Source organism: Tepidibacter mesophilus (genome assembly GCF_002724055.1).
Taxonomy (GTDB): domain Bacteria; phylum Bacillota; class Clostridia; order Peptostreptococcales; family Peptostreptococcaceae; genus Tepidibacter_A; species Tepidibacter_A mesophilus.
This window is the reverse complement of the sequence record NZ_BDQY01000012.1, coordinates 22,109-41,512: the sequence shown is the minus strand read 5'-3', so window position 1 is coordinate 41,512 and position 19,404 is coordinate 22,109. Positions and strand designations below refer to the sequence as shown.

Genomic DNA, 19,404 nt, shown 5'->3' with positions numbered 1-19,404 from the left:
AAATTGATTAATAGTTTCGAATTTTAAGTTATTTTTAACAAGGGGGTATATTTATGAAAAAAAAATTGAGTTCTATAGCACTTTCTACAGTTATGACAGGTTCACTATTATTAACACCAATGGCTAATGCGGAGGAGCTAAATACTAACAAAATAACAATATCTGAAGACACTCAAATTTTTACTCAACAAGAAGATCAAGATACAAAAATCACAGGAAAAGAGATTGAAAATAAAGAAATAATCAAAGAAGAACCTAAGCAAGAAATTAAGGAAAAGGTGGACAAGGAAGATGTAATACAAGAAAAGTCAATAGAAAATAAGGAAGACAATATTGATAAAAAAATAGAGAAAACCGAAGATAGAGTATTAGAAGAAAAACCGAAAGAAATAGATACTAAAATACAACAAACTATAGAAAAACAAAATATAAATATAGTTAAATTTGATAAAGATAACGAGTTAGGATTTTTAAAGGGAACACTTTCAAGCGAAAAAAGTTCTAATATAGATGGAGTTGTAGAATTCTTTGAAGAAAACAAAGACTTATTTAAGTTGAATAATCCAAAAGAAGAATTAAAAGAAATAAGTACTAAAACAGATGAATTAAGAAATACACATATTAAAGTTCAACAAATGTATAAGAATACTCCTTTATTTGGAAAACAATACATAATTCATTTCAATGAAGATGGAGTAATATATGCTGTTAATGGGAAAATAGATAATAATGTATATAATAAAATTTCTGATAAAGACCATAAAAAATTGGAAATTAGAGAACAAGTTGCTATAGAAGTTGCTAAATCAGAAGTTAATACTGATACAACTGCTAAAGATCCAGATGTTAAAAGCTATTTCTATGAAATGGATGGAAAATATATACCAGTTTATGAAGTTAGAGTACTCAACTTAGGGTCTGAACCAGGTGATTGGAGCGTTTTCATTAATGCTAACAATGGTGATGTTATAAAGAAATACAATAGAATTCAAACCACAAGTGCTAAAGGGACTGGAAGAGGAGTATTAAATGATGAAAAAGAATTAAATCTTGAATATAAAAATGGCGCATATTATATGATAGACAATACTAAAAATGGCGTAAGTATAAAAACATATACTGCTAAGCATGTTCCAGAAGACGAAAATATAATGCACCATTTTCTACCTGGATTAATGATGTATAATGAAAAAAATGACTTTTCTGATGAAAAATATAAACCTGCTGTAGATGCTCATAAGTACGCAGAATATGTATATGATTACTATAATAAAAAATTTGGAAGAAATAGTATAGATGATAAAGGAATGGATATTATATCATCTGTTCATTATGGAGATAACTACGTAAATGCTTTTTGGTTCTATGATCAAATGACATATGGTGACGGAGATGGTTTTACATCATTGCCTTTATCAGGAGCATTAGATGTAGTCGGTCATGAAATGACTCATGGAGTTACAGAAAATGAAGCTAATCTTGTATATGAAAATCAATCAGGTGCTTTAAATGAATCTTTTTCAGATGTATTTGGCACATTCATAGAATTTGAATATCAACCAAATAAAGCTGATTGGTTATGTGGCGAAGATGTTTGGACACCATATAAAGATGGTGATGCATTAAGAGATATAGCCGACCCAGGAAGTACTAAAGCCTATAGAGCTCAACCAACTCATATGAATGAATATGTAAATACTACTAAAGATCATGGTGGAGTTCATACTAATTCAGGAATACCAAATAAAGCAGCGTATCTTGTTACTAGTGAGTTAGGTGTTCATAAAGCTGAAAAAATATATTATAAGGCTTTAACAAATTATTTGACTTCAACATCTAATTTCCACGATGCAAGACTTGCTTTAATCCAATCAGCAGAAGATTTTTATGGAGAAGATAGTTTTGAGTCTAAAGCTGTAGCTGATGCTTTTGATTCTGTAGGAATAAAATAAATTCAAAACAAAAACTGTGGGTTAGTTCCGCAGTTTTTGTTTTTAAATAATTTATGCCCAATAATTATAATAAGCCTTTCTAAAAGAAAGAGCCTCAGCTATGTGGCAGACCTTTATATCATCTTCATCAAGGTCTGCTATAGTCCTTGCTGTCTTTAAAAGCTTATGATAACTTCTTGAACTGAATTTATATTTTGTAAATACAGTCTTTACAAAATCCTTACACTCTTCGTCCAGATAACAATAAGTATCTATTTTCTTAGTATTTATATCATTATTAGTATATATACCGTCTCCTTTATATCTTTCACTTTGAATTTTTCTAGCCTTTTCAACTCTTTTTTTTATTTTTTTAGAGGTTTCTTCTTTATTATTGCTTTGAAATTCTTCAAAATTTATAGGAGTTACTTCTACAAATAAGTCGAATCTATCAAGAAACGGACCTGATGCTCTATTTAAATATCTATTAATTTCACTATTAGTACATTTACACACTTTACCACTTTGATCCGAAAAAAAACCACAAGGACAAGGGTTCATAGCAGAGACAACCATAATATTACAAGGATACGTTTGATTCATCTTAACTCTAGATATATTTATATATTTGTCCTCTATAGGCTGTCTTAATGTTTCTAAAGTTCTTCTATCAAATTCAAGCATCTCATCTAAGAAAAGAACTCCTCTATGAGATAGTACCACTTCTCCAGGTTTTGCATCTCTTCCCCCTCCAATTAAAGCAGTTTTTGTAGCAGTATGGTGTATAGACCTAAAAGGTCTTTGAGTTATTATTCCTATATTTTCATCTATAAGTCCACCAGCACTATATATCTTACTAACTTCTATAACCTCTTCTTCTGTCATGTCTGGTAGTATAGTATTTATTCTTTTAGCTATCATTGTCTTTCCACTTCCAGGTGGTCCTATCATTAGCATGTTGTGGTTTCCAGCAGCTGCTATCTCCATAGCCCTTTTCACAAAATAGTTTCCCTTTATATCAGAAAAATCTAGTATATAATCTTCAGTTTTAATTAACTTTTCTTTTTTATTATATCTATCAATCTTTGTTTTGCCAGCTAAAAAATCTATAACCTGTCTCAAATCATCAACAGGATATATTTCCACTCCATCTACGTAAGATGCTTCTTTCAGATTCTGATATGGTATAAATACCCTTTTAATATTATTATTTTTTGCATTTATTATTATAGGAAGTATTCCTCTTACTTTTTTCAACTTTCCATCAAGAGATAATTCACCTAAAAACAGAGTTTGACTCATATACTCATCACTTAATTCATATAAATTATTTAAAATTCCAACAGCCATAGAAAGGTCAAAATACGGACCTTCTTTTCTTATATCAGCAGGTGAGAGATTAATAACTATCCTAGAATTCAAAAAATCATATCCTGAATTTAATATAGCAGATTTTATCCTCTCTTTAGCTTCCTTAATCGATGTATCAGGAAGTCCTATTATATTAAATATCGGTAACCCCTTTGTTATATCTACCTCAACATCTACAATAAATCCATCTATTCCTATTAAGCAAGCACTCTTTATTTTACAAAACACATAAACACCACCTCTTAGTTAACGCAAAAAGCATTCTCTATATGATTGATATTATTATCTCTTAAATATACCTCTATAACATCAAAAGCTATATCTATATTCTTTATATTTTTATACATTATATACTGCTTTGCAGTATATATTATCTTTTTCTGTTTTTTATAATTTACAGCTTCACGTGGATATCCATAATTCATAGTATTTCTAGATTTCACCTCTATAAATGAAAGTTTATTATCTTTAAATGCAATTAAATCTATCTCTCCTATTTTTGTTCTATAGTTCTTTTCTAATATATGAAAGTTATTTTTTATCAAATAATTACAAGCAATTTTTTCTCCTAAACTCCCTTTTTCCTTGTTGTTCATATTTCCCTCCATATAAAAATACCCATAATCTTTTATTTAGATTATGGGTATTAAACACCGAATTTATACTATTAAATTTTAGAATCTATATCAGATACAAATATCAATATTTGAGCCACAGCTTCATAAAGTTCTTGTGGTATTGATTGCCCTAACTCTAGATTTTCAAGCTGTTTTGCAAGTTTATCGTCTTTGTATATAGGTATATTATTTTCTTTGGCTGTTTCTAATATTTTATCAGCAACCTTACCCTTACCCTTACCTATAAGTTTTGGAGCATCATCTTCATCTATGTTATACTTTAATGCAGTAGCTATTTTTATTCCCTTATTTAACTTCATATTATCACACCCACATATTAAAATTAGAGAATTTATTGTTGATATAGTCAATATTATTTAGTATTGGCTCATTCTCAATTTTTATCTTGTAGTTTACATTTATATTTTTTATTCCTATACTTTTCAACACACCTACTAGTTTTTTTTCATTCTTTTCAAACATATTCTTTATTTTTTCATTGTTTAATCCAAAGACTATGCTTAATTCCTTGTCACAGTAGTTTAGCACAGTATCTATTCTACTTAAATTGTGAGTATTCAACGATATAAGTATGCTTATAGATTTTTTATTATCTTTTTTATTTTTTGTTTTCTCTGATAAAATGATTTCAGCTAAATTCTTATATTCTTTATATTCAAATGGAATTTGAAAATACATATACTCATTTGATATATCATTTAAAAGCTCTAGCTTTTGATTTACCTCATGAAATTCGCCTTTAATACTGCCACCTAGTTTTATTTCATTTTGCATATTTAATATTTTTACCAATGAGTCCATATCCTGCTTTATTTTATCTACATCAACTTTTTTATCTGTATTTAAATTTTGAACCATACTTTTTATTATCCTTTTTATATCATCCTTAGGTTGCATATCTTCTTTTAAGATATCTTTTTGATTATGAAATTCACTTGTATTTTCCTTTATTATATTAAACTTTTGTATCTCATCTTTTATATTCTGAAGATTATTTTTTTGAATATCCCCAGTTATTCCTTTACCAAATGTAAATTCGTCATCTATTATAGAGTTTATTTCGTGTAATATATCATCTAGGTTTTCTCCTTTTAATAGAGAATCTAGATTTTTCATATTATCTATATTTATTTTAAACTTGTTTTTAAATAAAAATAGTATATTTTTTTCTTTAGAGCCTATATCCTTTAAATCTTTTAAAAAATTTAATATATTCTTACCTTCTTTATTTATATATATATCTTTAACTACTTCTTTTACTTCCTTAGTCTCTATGTTTTGTATATTCTTGTTTAATATCTCAACTTCTTCTTCGGTAAGTCTTGATAATATATTAAATGAACCTATATTGTCTTTTATAGTTTTCATATTTTTAATATTAACCGGAATATTTTGCTTTATCATTTCTTTTATAAGTGATTTATTTTCTTCATTATTAGGTAGTTTAAGATCACTTATCAAATTGTTTATCTTAGCATCTAACTCTTTTTCAAGAGCTGTTCCCTCTATTTGAGGCTGCAAAACTAGACTTTTATCTCCATTCAAAACCTTAAAATTAACCTCTTCTCCAAGTAAATTTTCAAGAGGTATATTGCTATTGGCTATAAATTCTTTTCCATTTTGAAGCAGTATTTTTACTGCATTAGATTTGACCTCTAGTATCTTTCCTGTTACTGATTCATTATTGTTTATAGCATCATTTATTTCTTTACTTGCCTTAGTACCTATAGTTCTTAAATTAAAATCACTATATCCAGAAATCCTCATATTAGTCTCCGTTTAAAATAGATTTGAGAAAGGACCTTCTATGGATAGGAGTTATCCCATAAGTTTTAATAGCTTCATAATGCTCTTTTGTTCCATACCCTTTATGCTTTGAAAATCCATACTCACTATATTTATCGTCATATTCATACATAAGTTTATCCCTTGTTACCTTAGCTAAAATACTAGCTGCTGCTATTGATATGGATTTACTATCTCCTTTTATTATAGCTTTTTGTGCTATTTCTATATTAGGTATAGTAACCGCATCTATTAATAAACAATCCGGTTTATTCTTTAAATTATTTATAGCTTTTTTCATAGCAAGGTATGTAGCATTTAATATATTTATTTCATCTATCCTATCATTATCAACTATTCCTACACCATAATCTAGAGCCTCATTTTTTATTATTTCAAATAATTCATTTCGCTTTTCTTCACTTAATTTTTTAGAATCATTTATATACTTTATATCCACATCCTTATCAAATACAACAACAGCTGCTACAACAGGTCCCGCTAAAGGCCCTCTTCCTGCTTCATCTATTCCACCTATATAAGTATATCCTTTTGAATAAGACCATCTTTCAAATTCCTTTATTCTATGTATTCTCTCTTCCTCTTTTCTTAAATCATCTAATTTCTTAGATAATTTAAGCGCTATCTTTTGAACAGACTTTCTCCCATCTTTACTCAAAATATCTATATATTTCATATAATCATTTTCATCTACATTATTTATAAAATCATTTATATCCTTTACTTTCATATTATCAAACATATTTTTCTCTCCTTTTATATAAAAATAGAGAAAGAATTAATTCTTTCTCTAGATTATTTTTCAAAGTCCTGAGGTACTTCTAAAGTCATTTTCCCTGTTTTGCCTTCTCTAAATTCATTTAAAACTATCTTTGCAACTCTTGTATAGTCTATTTCCTTACGTGCCATTAGACATCCTCTCTTAACACCTATCATCTCCATAGTTTCAAGAGGTGTTTGACCTAATTCTTCTAGCTTATATCTTTCTTTTAAATTCTCAGGGTATATATCTACCATCTTTTCTATAAATCTTAAAGCTAGTGTTTCTACATCTAATATCTCATCTTTTATAGCTCTAGTAAATGCTAAATTCATAGCTACATTTTCATCTTCAAATCTTGGCCAAAGTATTCCAGGTGTATCTAAAAGTTCTAAGTTTCCCTTTAATTTAACCCATTGATTTCCCTTTGTAACTCCAGGTCTATCTCCAGTTTGAGTGCTTTTTCTTCCTGCAAGTTTATTTATAAGTGTTGATTTTCCCACATTTGGAACTCCAACTATCATAAGTCTAATAGCTCTCTCTTTTCTTCCTTTTTTTATTAAGGCCTCCATCTTTTCTCTTATAGCTTCTCTACATTCTTGTATTATCTTATCTACACCTTTTCCAGAGATTGTATTTACAGGTATGGCCTTAACGCCTTGTGCTTCATAGTAGTCTTGCCATAATTTTATCTTGCCTGGGTCTGCCATATCAAACTTGTTTAAAACTACAACTTTTGGCTTATCCTTTATTATATTATCTACATCTGGGTTTTTACTACTAAATGGAATTCTACTATCTAATAACTCTACTACTACATCTATTAATTTTAAGTTTTTTTGTAATGACTCTTTGGTTTTTTTCATATGTCCTGGATACCAGTTTATATTCATTCTATTATCCATATTTTCCATATTATCACATCCATCTTATATTATAATTTTTCATATATATATTAAAAGGGACTGAAAAACAGTCCCATTAAATTACTTAGCTTCTTTAATTTTAGCTTTCTTTCCAACTCTTTCACGGATGTAGTAGATTTTAGCTCTTCTAACTTTACCTTTTCTAACTACTTCGATTTTTTCGATTTTTGGAGAGTGAACAGGTAATACCTTTTCAACACCTACACCAAAAGATATCTTTCTTACAGTGAAAGTCTCTCTAGCTCCTCCACCTTGTCTTTTGATAACTACTCCTTCAAATATCTGAACTCTTTCTCTTTTACCCTCTTTGATTTTGATGTGTACTTTTACAGTATCACCAGTTCCAAATGTAGGTATTTCTTTCTTAAGTTGTTCTTGCTCAATAGCTCTTAATATATCCATCTTTCTTCCTCCTAATCATAGACGTTCTTAATACTTCTAATAACAGAGGAACGCCCGTTATTTTCAACCATTAAATTTTATCATTTTTTTTTACTATTTACAATAGTTTTTTATTTTTTTCGTATATATTTCTTATCTTTATCTGTTAATGCAGCTTTTTTCATCAAATCAGGTCTTTTTTGTATAGTTATATCTATAGATTTTTCTCTTCTCCACTGATCTATAACTTTATGATTTCCAGATAACAATACATCAGGCACTTTTTCATCCATAAATTCTCTAGGTCTTGTATAGTGAGGATACTCAAGTAAATTGTCCTTAAAGGATTCTTCTTCAAAAGATTCATCTTGACCTAAAACACCAGATATTAGTCTTGATATAGAGTCTATTAGTATAAGTGCTGGAAGCTCTCCTCCAGTTAAAACATAATCTCCTATAGATATCTCATGAGTTACTATAAGATCTATTATTCTTTGGTCTACGCCTTCATAATGTCCACATAAAAGGATTATGTCATTGTCAGTTGAAAACTTTTCAGCCATTTCCTGCTTGTATACCTTTCCTTTTGGAGTTAGATATATGACCTTTGGATCTTTTATATTAAATTTTTGTATTATATGCATATAAGTATCATATATAGGCTGAGGAGTCATAACCATCCCAGCTCCTCCACCATATGGATAATCATCTACTTTTTTATGCTTATTCCCTGAAAAATCTCTTATGTTATAAAGTTTTATATCTATTAAACCTTTATCATTAGCTCTTTTCATTATACTTTCATTTATATAAGATTCAAATATCTGAGGAAATAATGTCATTACGTGAATTCTCATTATAACATTCCTTCGATTGGATCTATTATCATTTTTTTATCTTCAATACTAAGTTCAGGAACGAATTTTTTAATAGCCGGGATTAATATTTCTTTGTTTTCATCATTTTTTATTAAGTAAACATCATTGGCTCCAGTTTGTAATACTTCATGTAAAACACCAATATATTCTCCATCTACTGTATATGCTTTTATCCCTATCAAATCAGATATAAAGTACTCATCATCTTCAAGGTCTCTAGCATTTTCTCTTGGTATTTTAAGATATTTTTTTATAAGTTTTTCAGCATCATTTATAGTATCTATTCCTTTTATTTTTAAAATAACTACGTTTCCTTTGTATCTTACCTTTTCTATTTCATACTTAGTTTCAGTATCGTCTGAAATATATACCCAGTCTATTTCTTCAAATCTCTCTTTATAATCAGTTAATGGGTATACTCTCATATCACCTTTTAATCCTTGTACTTTTACTATCTGCCCAACATTAAAGTATTCTATCATTATTTTTACCTACCTTTTTTTATAATGAGTAGGAAATTATATTCCTATTTAAATTATGGATAAGTATAATTTCTATTTATTATGCACAAAAAGGACTAGGGTTAACCCTAATCCTTTTATTGAACAATTTCAACACTAACTTGTTTATTCTGCTTAATAGCTGCAGATTTAACTAAGGTTCTAATAGCTTTAGCTATTCTACCTTGTTTCCCTATAACCTTACCCATATCTTCTTGGGCAACTCTAAGTTCTATGATTATAGAGTGTGTTCCTTCTGTCTCTTTAACAACAACTTCATCAGGGTTATCAACTAGAGCTTTAGCTATCTTTTCTACCAATTCTCTCATGATACCACCTCCTATTTAGAAGGATATCTATTCCATAATTCCGTTTTTCTTAAATAAAGACTTAACAGTATCAGTTGGTTGAGCACCATCTTTTAACCATTTAGAAGCTCTCTCATCATTTATTTTGATTTGCTTTGGCTGAGAAACTGGATTGTAGTATCCGATTTCTTCGATGAACTTACCATCTCTCGGAGAACGAGAATCAGCAACAACTATTCTATAAAAAGGTTTCTTGTTAGCACCCATTCTTTTTAATCTTATCTTAACTGCCATGTATTTCACCTCCCTTAAAATTTATAATTTATTTCCAAAGAAAGGAAGTTTCATTTTTCCTCCCTTTTTCATACTCTTTTCTAAATCTCCAAATTGTTTCATCATTTTTTTAGTTTGTTCAAACTGTTTTACAAGCCTATTAACCTCTTGTACTTTAGTTCCACTACCATTTGCAATCCTTCTTCTTCTACTTGCATTTAGAATTGATGGATTCTTTCTTTCTTTTTTAGTCATAGACTTTATGATAGCTTCTATTCTACGAATTTCTTTATCATCAAAATTTATATTTTTTAACTCTTTTGATCCACTCATACCAGGAATCATTTCCATAATCTTATTCAAAGGTCCTAAGCTCTTTACTTGTTCCATTTGAGTCAAGAAGTCTTCAAAATCAAATTCCTGATTTTTAATCTTGGCTTCTAATTCCTTAGCCTTTTTAACATCTATAGCTTGTTCAGCTTTTTCTATTAATGATAGAACATCTCCCATTCCAAGAATTCTCGATGCCATTCTATCTGGGTGAAAAGGTTCTAAATCATCAAGCTTTTCTCCCATACCTATAAATTTTATAGGCTTTCTTGTAACAGATCTTACTGAAAGTGCAGCTCCACCTCTAGTATCTCCATCTAATTTAGTAAGAACAACTCCATCTATTCCTAATGCTTCATTGAAGTTCTCAGCAACATTTACAGCATCCTGGCCTGTCATAGAATCTATAACTAATAGTATTTCATGAGGCTTAACCTCAGTTTTTATATTTTTTAATTCATCCATTAAAAGTTCATCTATATGAAGTCTACCAGCTGTATCTATAATAACAACATCGTTATTATGATTAAGTGCGTGGCTAATTCCTTCTTTTGCTATATTAACAGGATTTTCTTTATCTCCCATTGAAAAAACAGGTATTTCAAGTTGACTTCCTACAACTTGTAGCTGTTTAATAGCCGCTGGTCTGTATACATCACAGGCTACTAATAAAGGCTTTTTACCTTGTTTTTTAAGTAATCCTCCTAGTTTTCCTCCAGTAGTAGTTTTACCTGCTCCTTGAAGTCCAACTAACATTATTACAGTAGGAGGCTTTGATGCAAAGCTTATTTTACTTTGAACGTTTCCCATTAAATCTGTAAGTTCTTCATTAACTATCTTTATTACATGCTGTCCTGGAGTTAAGCTTTCCATTACTTCTTGACCTACAGCTCTTTCCTTAACTTTATTTACAAATTCTTTTACAACCTTAAAGTTAACATCAGCTTCAAGAAGTGCAAGTTTTACTTCCCTCATAGCATTTTTAACATCTGCTTCATTCAATTTACCCTTGCTCTTTAATTTCCCAAGAGTACTTTGAAGTTTCTCTGCTAATCCTTCAAAAATCATCTCAACAACTCCCTACAAATTTCTTCTAGATTTTCAATCTTAGGGACTAAACCATTAAAATTATTATCAACTTTAATTTCTTCTTTTATATCAATAACTTTTTCATACAAGCTCTCTATTAGCTCATTTCTTTTATTGGATTTTTCTACTAGATTTAATTTTTTTTCATAATCCTGTAAAATCTTTTCAGCTCTTTTTAAAGTGTCATAGACCCCTTGTCTTGAAATTTTAAGATTTTCGCTAATCTCACCTAATGAATAATCTTCATTATAGTATAGATTAACTGCTTCTCTTTGTTTTTCAGTTAAAAGTTCTTTATAAAAATCGAATAAAATACCAATCTCTATGACTTTGTTTAATTCCATATTAACACTTCCCAAAGAATTATAAGTGTAAAGCTTGTCGCCTTTACAGATGTATTTTATATCAGATAATTCATCTTGTCAATAATTTTTATTAATTTTCGTCACCAAATAATGCTTTTACAAAATCTTTAGCATTAAAATCTTGAAGATCTTCCATTTTTTCTCCAACTCCTATAAGCTTAACAGGTACATCAAGTTCTGATTTTACTGCAAGTACTACTCCACCTTTTGCAGTTCCATCAAGTTTTGTAAGTACTATACCAGTTATATTAGCAGCTTCTTTAAATACCTTAGCTTGAGAGACAGCATTTTGGCCAGTTGTAGCATCTACTACAAGTAAAACTTCTCTTATAGCTTGTGGGTATTCTCTATCTACAATTTTAAATACCTTCCCCAATTCATTCATAAGATTTTTCTTATTATGAAGTCTACCAGCCGTATCACATATTAATACGTCTGCCTTTCTAGATTTAGCTGCAGCTATTGCATCAAATATTACAGCCCCAGGATCTGATCCCTCTGAGTGGTTTATCATATCCACTCCAACTCTATCTGCCCAAACTTGCAATTGATCTATTGCAGCAGCTCTAAATGTATCCCCAGCAGCCAACAGTACATTCTTTCCTTCTTTTTTAAATCTATTAGCCATTTTCCCTATAGTAGTAGTTTTTCCTACTCCATTAACACCGACAACTAATATAATAGCTGGAGCTGGTTCTATATTAAGATTTGATTGTTCATCACCTAATATATCAGAAAGTATTTCCTTAAGCTCATCTCTAACATCTATTGCCTCAGTTATTTTTTTACTTTTTACTCTATCTCTAAGCTGCTCTACAATATCCATTGTAGTATTAACACCAACATCTGATGTTATAAGTATTTCTTCTAAATCCTCAAATAGTTCTTCATCCACCTTTACATATGCTTTTAAAAGTTGATCTACCCTATCTGTTATCCCTTTTTTTGTTTTAGACAAACCATCTTTAAGTCTTGAGAACAAACTCACTTTGGATTCTTCTTCAGCTTCTTTAAGTTCTTCTAATTTCTCCTCTATTACTTCTTCTAAATCTTGTTCGACGTATTCGTCAACACTTATTTCATCTACTTTAAGTCCTTCTTTAACTTCCTGTATAGGTTCTTGATATGCTTCCTCTTTAACTTCTTCTTCAGACTCTTCTTCCGTAATTTCTTCAATCACTTGTTCTATCTCTTGTTCTTCAATTTCTTGTTCTATTTCTTGCTCTTGTATTTCTTGCTCTATTTCTTGATCTTTTTTCTTAAACTTATCAAGTATTTTCTTTAACATAATTTACCTCCTAGCTCACATTTTCATTAGTTAATTGTTGTGCTTGTTCTAGTTTTAGACTAAGTACTTTAGATATTGCTTTTTGTTCCATAGTCACACCATATATGTAATCTGATACCTGCATAGTTCCTCTTCTATGAGTTATAGCTATGAATTGAGTTTCTGTAGATAGTCCTCTTAAGAATTCTCCATATCTATAAATATTAGCATCGTCAAGAGGTGCTTCAATCTCGTCTAAGACACAAAATGGTGTAGGTCTTGTCCTTATTATACTAAACAATATAGCTATTGCTGTTAATGCTTTTTCTCCTCCAGATAAAAGGTTTATATTTTTAAGCTTTTTACCAGGAGGTTGTGCTACTATTTCTATATCACTTTGCAAAATATTGGATGGATCTACTATTTTAAGTTCTCCATATCCTCCGCCAAATAGTTTTTTGTAAATAACCATGTAATGCTTATTTATCTTATCAAAGTTAACGCTAAACTCATTTCTCATATTAGACTCAAGATCTACTATTAATCTTTCTATTGATTCTATTGATTTTTCAAGATCCTTCTTTTGCTCTTCATAAAAATCATATCTTTCTTTTACTTCTTTATATTCCTGTATAGAATCAAGGTTTACGTTACCAATTCTCTTTATCTGATTTTTTATATTTTCTATATTTTTCTTATCTATTTCTAGTACATCATTTTTCAACTGTGTAGCATCTTTAAATGTAAGCTCATAATCTTCCCATAATTTATTGAAGTAATTTTCTTGGCTAAGTTCAAGCTTATCTATTTTTGATTCTATTTTATACATACTTTCTTTTAATTGAATATAGTTTTCTTCTTTTATTTTAAAATTTTCTTTTTTATCTTTTATATCTTTTACGATTTTTAATTTATCATTTTTATATCCTTCATACTTTTTATTAAGATCTATCATATGTTCATTTAATTCTTCTTTCTCAACCTTTGTTAAAATCTTCTTTTCACTGACATTTTGTTTCTCCAAATCTGCACTTTTTATCTCTTTTTCTTTTATAAGAATATTGTTTTGTAAATCTTGAATGTAATCTTTAGACATTTGAATTTGAATTTGATTATTTTCATATACTTGAGTTAATTTAGCTATTTCAAGCTTTACTTCATTTAAAATTTGTATATCAGATTCGTATTGATGCTTGTATTCTTGTTTTTTAATATCTATTTCCTTTATAGTTTGCTCTATTTGAGATGTTTTGATATCAATTTCTTTTATTTCTTCGTTTAATTTAGTTATCAATTCATTTGTGTATGAAAGATTGTCATTAAATCCTAGTTCTTCTTTTTCTAATTTAGCTTTTGTTTGTTGTATTGAGTTTATATCTTCTTTAATATTATTAATATCGGAATTAATTTTAAAAATTATTTTTTCCTTTTCTTGTATAGATGCTTCTAAATTAGATATATTATTTTTATTTGTTTCTAATTCCTGTTCTTTATTTAACTTATCATCTAATAAATTTTGTATTTCTATTTTTTCTTTTTCTATATTTTCTTTAAATTCTTCTATTATTCTTTTTCTAGATAATAGGTTGTTTACCGACTTAACGCTACCTCCAGTTAATGACCCTCCTGAATTAAATACATCTCCTTTTAATGTTACTATCTTGTACTTGTAGTTAGTCATTTTACCAAGATTTATAGCACAATCTATATCATCTACCAATATAGTTCTTCCAAGTATATTTTCTATTATATTTTTAAATTCATCGTCAAACTTTACTATATCACTTGCAATACCTAATAACCCATCTATTTTAGGTATTTCATCTATGTTTACTTTTCTAGACTTTATTATATTAATAGGTAAAAAAGTTACTCTTCCAAGGTTGCCTTGCTTCAAATATGAAATAGCTTGTTTTGCACTGTATTCATCCTTCGTTATTACATTTTGAAGTGAAGATCCCATAGCCACTTCAACAGCTACCTCATATTCCTTCCCTACCTTTATAACCTCTGCAACTGCACCCTTAATTCCCTGAAGTTTTTTATTTTTTAGTACCTCTTTCACACCTCTATAAAAACCCTCATACCTATTTTCCATATCAACATATACATTTAACTTAGAATTGTATTCATTTATTTTAAGTTTTTTATTAGTAATACTAGATTCAATATTTTTAAGATTTAAAATGGATGAATTCAGATTATTTATCTCTTCATTTTTATTCAATTTCAAGTTTTTAATAGTATCATTATTTTCTTTTTCAATTTCTAAGTTAGTTTTTAGTTTAGATTTTTTTTCTTCAGCCTGTAAACTTATCTCATCTATATTTCGTCTGACTTCTACTTTTCTATTTTGTATATTTTCAACACTGGTATTCAAACTTGAAAGTCTTATATTTTTATTGTTTTTTTCATCTAATAAATTTATTGCATCATTTTTTAAATTTTCAACCTTTTGCTCTATAGAATTTAGTTCAAGCATACCTTTATCTGTGCTACCTTGAACCTCTTCCTTATTTTTATTTAGATTCTTAAGATTTAAGAAAAGTTTATCATTATCATCGATTAAAACCTCTAATTCTTCTTCTTTTTGAAGTTTTTTTGATTTTAATTCTGATAATTCTCTTTCATTTCTTTGCTTATTAATCTGCAGATTATTTATTTTTTCATTTATTAAATTTAAGTCTGCTATTTTTTTATCTATACTTACTTGAATCTGATGTATATTATCATTAGATTCAGTTATTTTAATCTCTAATTCAGATAATTCACTTTCTACATCTGTAATCTGTTTTTCTTGACTTTTCTTTGTTTTCTCTAAATCTTCAAGTTGCTCTGAGAGTATTTTGCTATGATTGTTTATTTCTTTTAATTCAATATCCAATGTTTCTATTTCTCTTATATAAGAGTTCACTTGAAGTACTTTAAGCTCATCCGTAAGCTTTATATATTTTAATGACTTTTCCTTTTGTATCTCTAAGGGTTTTAATTGATTCTCTATTTCATAAAAAATATCGTTTATTCTCTCTAGATTTTCTTTTGTATTTTTAAGATTTTTTTCTCCTTCTTGCTTTTTATATCTATATTTAGATATACCACAAGCCTCATCAAATACTTTTCTTCTATTGTTTATATTACTCCCTAATATTTCATCAATTTTTCCTTGTTCTATTATAGAATATCCTTCTCTTCCTATTCCTGTATCAAGGAGCAATTCTTTAACATCTTTTAATCTGCAACTTTTATTATTTATATAAAACTCACTTTCTCCTGATCTATATGCTCTTCGCTTTATGCTAACTTCGCTATAATCAATATTTATTATATTTTCACTATTATCTATAATAAGAGATACCTCACAGTAATTCATAGGTTTTTTATTGTCAGCTCCTATAAATATTACATCTTCAAGCTTATCTCCTCTTAAACTCTTTATGCTTTGTTCTCCAAGCACCCATCTTATGGCATCCAATACATTGCTCTTGCCACTTCCATTTGGTCCTACAATAGATGTTATTCCTTTTTCAAATACTATTTCTGTTTTATTAGGAAAGGATTTAAAGCCCTTTAATTCCAACCTCTTTAAATACAAAAAAATCCCCCCAATTAAATTTTATATATATTATATAAAGTTTTATATATTTCATTTAATTTTATTTTATTTAAAACTTCTTTATGCTCAAATGAAAATTCATCTACATCTAAGTCAGCTTCTTTAACTGACATTTTTACATTATATTTTTCATATAAGTATATTATATTGCTTTTTTTATTTCCAACTATTTTCGATATATTTTTCTTATTTACGTAAACAGTAATAGAATCTTTTATATTGTTGTTTTTTATTGTATTTTCTATATAGTCTCTATGTATTTTAGATTCAACAAGCTCTCTAAGAGATGGATGATGAGGTCCGCATACAACATCTTTTCCAAGAGATATATCCTCTGTAGTTTGAAGACCAACCCTTATTACCTTTATGTTTTCCAGTTGAAACCTTATTAAAAGCTTTTTTGATATTTCTATAGTAGTATCTAAATCGAACGGACTATACTTACTTTCATTGTATAAATTTTCAAGACCTGTATCCTTTACTACAAGAGTTGGATATATCCTTACAAAACTCGGTCTTAAAGCTATAAATTTATCAGCAGTTTGTATACATTTTCTTTCATTATCACTAGGAAGACCTAGCATCATTTGAAGTCCAAGTTCGAACCCATACTTTTTTATAAGATTTGCAGCCTTTACTACATCTTCTTGACTATGACCTCTTATACTTTGCTTTAATACATCATCATCCATAGATTGAACTCCAAGTTCTATAATACTAACTTTATGATTTTTTAAGTTATCAAGTATAATTTCATCTATGCAGTCTGGTCTTGTTGAAAGCCTTATATCCTTTATTATTCCTTTATCTACATATTCTTTAGCAACCGATAATAGTTCATTTTGGATATTTATATCTATTGCAGTAAAGCTTCCTCCAAAAAATGCTACTTCTATATGAACCTCGTCATCCATAGTCTCTAAGCATTCTTCTATTATATTTTTAACATCATTTGCACTAACATCAGTTGATACCCCAGTTATTTTCTTTTGATTGCAAAATATGCAATCATGAGGACATCCCTTGTGAGGTACAAACACTGGTATTATCCTTCTTTTCATTAACAACCCACTCTCTTTAATGCCTGTTTTGCAGCCATTTGTTCAGCTTCTTTTTTACTCTTGCCTCCGCCTTTTCCTAAAACTTCTTTTCCAAGCCTTACTTGAATAATAAACTTTTTATTATGATCTGGTCCAATCTCCTCCATCACATCATAAGTTATTTTCTCGTTAGTTTGACTCTGAAGTACTTCTTGAAGATGTGTTTTATAATCTCTAAATATTTTTCCTTTTATAGAATCTTGTATTATGTCTTGCATATGATTTATAACAAAATCACGAGCCTTTTCAAGTCCACCATCTAAATAAATAGCACCTATTATTGCTTCAGTAGCATCGGCTAGTATTGATATACGTTCTCTGCCTCCTGTTACCTCTTCTCCCTTACCTAGTAACAAATATTTTCCAAGTCCGATCCTTTTTGCAAGTTCACTTAAAGATTCCTCACAAACTATATTTGCTCTAATCTTTGTAAGTTCTCCTTCGGGTAAATTCTTCTTATTTTCAAATAAATAATGACTAACTACTATTCCAAGAGCTGAATCTCCCAAAAATTCTATTCTCTCATTATACTGTATATTTCCCTTTTTATTTTCATTTGCATAAGAGCTATGTGTTAAAGCTTCTAATAAATATTTTTTATTTTTAAATGTATACTCAATTTTTTCCTCTAATTCTTTTTCATAATTTTTTACTTGTTTGTTCATTATCATATTGTTATACCTCCTAATTTTGAAGGAACTCTTATTAAATTATAGTTTACTATTTATCAAGCAAATTTGTAAAGAAATTTAAATAAAAAACGACTGCTAAAAGCAGTCATTTTTTATACAAACTTCTATATTATTCACCACAATTACAATCGTGATCTTCTGCCGAATGACAATTTCCATCACAGCAATCATCTTCAGCAAATAATATTACTTCTCTGCAATTAGGGCAAAGAATATCTACATCTTCATCATATAGTAATTCTTCATCTATTTCTACATCTTCTTTACAAGTCGGGCACTGGAATTGAACGTAATTAAAGCTTTCTTCATCATCCAATTCTTCTTCATATACTTCATCCTCTAAATCTTCTAAATCTTCGTCTATAGTCTCTATGTATTCAGATATTTCATCTTGCTCTTCTCCAAGTTCTACTATAGCGTCTGCAAAATCATCTAAAATATCAACCATGTTTATTAATAATTTTCCTTCTTTAGTGCTCTCGTCAATACCTAATCCCTCTGCTAATCCTTTTAAATAAGCTACCTTTTCATATAAATGTTGCATAATAATTACCTCCTTAGAAACTTATATTTTGTTCTATATATTAATTATATCCAACAAGCAAGTATATTAAACTCTTGATAAATATTCTCCAGTTCTAGTGTCTATCTTTATTTTATCTCCTAAGTTTATGAACATAGGCACTTGAACTATAGCTCCAGTTTCAACAGTTGCATTCTTAGTTACATTAGTAGCTGTATCTCCTTTTACCCCTGGCTCTGTTTCAGTTATTTCTAACTCAACAAAGTTTGGTGGTTCAACTTGGAACGCTTGTCCTTCGTGGAATCTTATAGTTGCTGAATCATTTTCTTTTAAAAACTTTATAGCATCTTCAACTTGGTTATAGTTAAGTGGAACTTGATCAAAAGTTTCATTGTCCATAAAGTAGTATAACTCTCCATCATTATATAGGTATTGCATTTGCTTAGTTTCTATATTAGCCTTAGGGAACTTATCGTTTGGATGAAAGGCTTCTTCTCTTGTAGATCCCGTCTTTAAGTTTCTGTACTTAGTTCTAACAAAAGCTGCTCCTTTACCTGGCTTAACGTGTTGAAAATCTATTATTAAGCATAGTTCTCCATCCTTTACAAAAGTAACTCCTTTTCTAAAATCACCTGCTGAAACCATTGTTATCC

General features: G+C 28.8%; 20 protein-coding genes. 1 reads left to right on the top strand and 19 read right to left on the bottom strand.

The genetic code is table 11. The annotated features are described in order from the left end of the window. The first annotated feature begins 53 nt into the window (after nucleotides 1–53). Nucleotides 54–1,952 carry a M4 family metallopeptidase gene (locus Tmeso_RS09135; protein WP_099190430.1) on the top strand — a complete coding sequence of 633 codons (1,899 nt, stop codon included), beginning with the start codon at nucleotides 54–56 and terminating at the stop codon, nucleotides 1,950–1,952. Nucleotides 1,953–2,003: 51 nt separating this feature from the next. Here Tmeso_RS09135 and Tmeso_RS09130 read toward each other — a convergent pair whose 3' ends face one another. The 19 genes from Tmeso_RS09130 to efp form a co-directional block, all read right to left on the bottom strand. Beyond that, a complete protein-coding gene (locus Tmeso_RS09130; RefSeq protein ID WP_099190428.1) occupies nucleotides 2,004–3,530 on the bottom strand; it encodes a YifB family Mg chelatase-like AAA ATPase in 1,527 nt (508 codons plus the stop codon). Between the two features lie 14 nt (nucleotides 3,531–3,544). Beyond that, complete coding sequence (locus Tmeso_RS09125) at nucleotides 3,545–3,898, bottom strand: YraN family protein (protein WP_099190426.1); 354 nt, start codon at nucleotides 3,896–3,898, stop codon at nucleotides 3,545–3,547. A 71-nt stretch (nucleotides 3,899–3,969) separates the two neighbouring features. After that, a complete protein-coding gene (locus Tmeso_RS09120) occupies nucleotides 3,970–4,239 on the bottom strand; it encodes an EscU/YscU/HrcU family type III secretion system export apparatus switch protein (protein WP_099190424.1) in 270 nt (89 codons plus the stop codon). 4 nt (nucleotides 4,240–4,243) lie between these two features. Continuing rightward, entirely contained in the window at nucleotides 4,244–5,707 is a 1,464-nt protein-coding gene (locus Tmeso_RS09115) for a hypothetical protein (protein WP_099190422.1), read from the bottom strand. A gap of 1 nt (nucleotide 5,708) precedes the next feature. Further along, on the bottom strand, nucleotides 5,709–6,476 hold the full coding sequence (locus tag Tmeso_RS09110) for a ribonuclease HII (RefSeq protein ID WP_408646057.1): 768 nt from the start codon (nucleotides 6,474–6,476) through the stop codon (nucleotides 5,709–5,711). Between the two features lie 65 nt (nucleotides 6,477–6,541). Then, nucleotides 6,542–7,411: a ribosome biogenesis GTPase YlqF gene (gene ylqF / locus Tmeso_RS09105; protein ID WP_099190508.1), complete on the bottom strand. Its 870-nt coding sequence runs from the start codon at nucleotides 7,409–7,411 to the stop codon at nucleotides 6,542–6,544. An 81-nt stretch (nucleotides 7,412–7,492) separates the two neighbouring features. After that, on the bottom strand, nucleotides 7,493–7,834 hold the full coding sequence (gene rplS, locus Tmeso_RS09100; RefSeq protein WP_099190418.1) for a 50S ribosomal protein L19: 342 nt from the start codon (nucleotides 7,832–7,834) through the stop codon (nucleotides 7,493–7,495). Nucleotides 7,835–7,944: 110 nt separating this feature from the next. Further along, nucleotides 7,945–8,670, bottom strand: coding sequence for a tRNA (guanosine(37)-N1)-methyltransferase TrmD (gene trmD, locus Tmeso_RS09095; protein WP_099190416.1), 726 nt, complete (start codon nucleotides 8,668–8,670; stop codon nucleotides 7,945–7,947). Next, the gene (gene rimM, locus Tmeso_RS09090; protein ID WP_099190414.1) at nucleotides 8,670–9,173 is read right to left on the bottom strand and encodes a ribosome maturation factor RimM; all 504 of its coding nucleotides are present in this window, start codon (nucleotides 9,171–9,173) and stop codon (nucleotides 8,670–8,672) included. The genes trmD and rimM overlap by 1 nt, the downstream gene beginning before the upstream one ends. A gap of 116 nt (nucleotides 9,174–9,289) precedes the next feature. Beyond that, entirely contained in the window at nucleotides 9,290–9,520 is a 231-nt protein-coding gene (locus Tmeso_RS09085) for a KH domain-containing protein (RefSeq protein WP_099190412.1), read from the bottom strand. Nucleotides 9,521–9,547: 27 nt separating this feature from the next. Further along, nucleotides 9,548–9,793, bottom strand: a complete 246-nt coding sequence (gene rpsP / locus Tmeso_RS09080; protein ID WP_099190410.1) for a 30S ribosomal protein S16 — start codon at nucleotides 9,791–9,793, stop codon at nucleotides 9,548–9,550. A gap of 21 nt (nucleotides 9,794–9,814) precedes the next feature. Continuing rightward, nucleotides 9,815–11,170 carry a signal recognition particle protein gene (gene ffh, locus Tmeso_RS09075; RefSeq protein WP_099190408.1) on the bottom strand — a complete coding sequence of 452 codons (1,356 nt, stop codon included), beginning with the start codon at nucleotides 11,168–11,170 and terminating at the stop codon, nucleotides 9,815–9,817. Next, entirely contained in the window at nucleotides 11,167–11,535 is a 369-nt protein-coding gene (gene ylxM / locus Tmeso_RS09070; protein ID WP_099190406.1) for a YlxM family DNA-binding protein, read from the bottom strand. The genes ffh and ylxM overlap by 4 nt, the downstream gene beginning before the upstream one ends. Nucleotides 11,536–11,626: 91 nt before the next feature. Further along, nucleotides 11,627–12,844: a signal recognition particle-docking protein FtsY gene (ftsY, locus tag Tmeso_RS09065; RefSeq protein ID WP_099190404.1), complete on the bottom strand. Its 1,218-nt coding sequence runs from the start codon at nucleotides 12,842–12,844 to the stop codon at nucleotides 11,627–11,629. Nucleotides 12,845–12,854: 10 nt separating this feature from the next. After that, nucleotides 12,855–16,415: a chromosome segregation protein SMC gene (gene smc / locus Tmeso_RS09060; protein WP_187296288.1), complete on the bottom strand. Its 3,561-nt coding sequence runs from the start codon at nucleotides 16,413–16,415 to the stop codon at nucleotides 12,855–12,857. Between the two features lie 14 nt (nucleotides 16,416–16,429). After that, a complete protein-coding gene (locus Tmeso_RS09055) occupies nucleotides 16,430–17,497 on the bottom strand; it encodes an elongator complex protein 3 (RefSeq protein ID WP_099190400.1) in 1,068 nt (355 codons plus the stop codon). Further along, complete coding sequence (rnc, locus tag Tmeso_RS09050; protein ID WP_099190398.1) at nucleotides 17,497–18,207, bottom strand: ribonuclease III; 711 nt, start codon at nucleotides 18,205–18,207, stop codon at nucleotides 17,497–17,499. Before rnc ends, Tmeso_RS09055 begins: the two co-directional genes overlap by 1 nt. 130 nt (nucleotides 18,208–18,337) lie before the next feature. Then, the gene (locus tag Tmeso_RS09045) at nucleotides 18,338–18,772 is read right to left on the bottom strand and encodes a CD1247 N-terminal domain-containing protein (RefSeq protein WP_099190396.1); all 435 of its coding nucleotides are present in this window, start codon (nucleotides 18,770–18,772) and stop codon (nucleotides 18,338–18,340) included. 66 nt (nucleotides 18,773–18,838) lie between these two features. Continuing rightward, nucleotides 18,839–19,396, bottom strand: a complete 558-nt coding sequence (gene efp, locus Tmeso_RS09040) for an elongation factor P (RefSeq protein ID WP_099190394.1) — start codon at nucleotides 19,394–19,396, stop codon at nucleotides 18,839–18,841. Nucleotides 19,397–19,404 lie beyond the last annotated feature (8 nt).

Excerpts from the sequence above, each read along its gene's own strand:
- Tmeso_RS09135 (WP_099190430.1), top strand. The coding sequence starts at position 54 with ATGAAAAAAAAATTGAGTTCTATAGCACTTTCTACAGTTATGACAGGT.
- Tmeso_RS09125 (WP_099190426.1), bottom strand. The coding sequence starts at position 3,898 with ATGAACAACAAGGAAAAAGGGAGTTTAGGAGAAAAAATTGCTTGTAAT.
- Tmeso_RS09120 (WP_099190424.1), bottom strand. The coding sequence starts at position 4,239 with ATGAAGTTAAATAAGGGAATAAAAATAGCTACTGCATTAAAGTATAAC.
- Tmeso_RS09115 (WP_099190422.1), bottom strand. The coding sequence starts at position 5,707 with ATGAGGATTTCTGGATATAGTGATTTTAATTTAAGAACTATAGGTACT.
- Tmeso_RS09110 (WP_408646057.1), bottom strand. The coding sequence starts at position 6,476 with ATGAAAGTAAAGGATATAAATGATTTTATAAATAATGTAGATGAAAAT.
- ylqF (WP_099190508.1), bottom strand. The coding sequence starts at position 7,411 with ATGGATAATAGAATGAATATAAACTGGTATCCAGGACATATGAAAAAA.
- rplS (WP_099190418.1), bottom strand. The coding sequence starts at position 7,834 with ATGGATATATTAAGAGCTATTGAGCAAGAACAACTTAAGAAAGAAATA.
- trmD (WP_099190416.1), bottom strand. The coding sequence starts at position 8,670 with ATGAGAATTCACGTAATGACATTATTTCCTCAGATATTTGAATCTTAT.
- rimM (WP_099190414.1), bottom strand. The coding sequence starts at position 9,173 with ATGATAGAATACTTTAATGTTGGGCAGATAGTAAAAGTACAAGGATTA.
- Tmeso_RS09085 (WP_099190412.1), bottom strand. The coding sequence starts at position 9,520 with ATGAGAGAATTGGTAGAAAAGATAGCTAAAGCTCTAGTTGATAACCCT.
- rpsP (WP_099190410.1), bottom strand. The coding sequence starts at position 9,793 with ATGGCAGTTAAGATAAGATTAAAAAGAATGGGTGCTAACAAGAAACCT.
- ffh (WP_099190408.1), bottom strand. The coding sequence starts at position 11,170 with ATGATTTTTGAAGGATTAGCAGAGAAACTTCAAAGTACTCTTGGGAAA.
- ylxM (WP_099190406.1), bottom strand. The coding sequence starts at position 11,535 with ATGGAATTAAACAAAGTCATAGAGATTGGTATTTTATTCGATTTTTAT.
- ftsY (WP_099190404.1), bottom strand. The coding sequence starts at position 12,844 with ATGTTAAAGAAAATACTTGATAAGTTTAAGAAAAAAGATCAAGAAATA.
- Tmeso_RS09055 (WP_099190400.1), bottom strand. The coding sequence starts at position 17,497 with ATGAAAAGAAGGATAATACCAGTGTTTGTACCTCACAAGGGATGTCCT.
- rnc (WP_099190398.1), bottom strand. The coding sequence starts at position 18,207 with ATGATAATGAACAAACAAGTAAAAAATTATGAAAAAGAATTAGAGGAA.
- Tmeso_RS09045 (WP_099190396.1), bottom strand. The coding sequence starts at position 18,772 with ATGCAACATTTATATGAAAAGGTAGCTTATTTAAAAGGATTAGCAGAG.
- efp (WP_099190394.1), bottom strand. The coding sequence starts at position 19,396 with ATGGTTTCAGCAGGTGATTTTAGAAAAGGAGTTACTTTTGTAAAGGAT.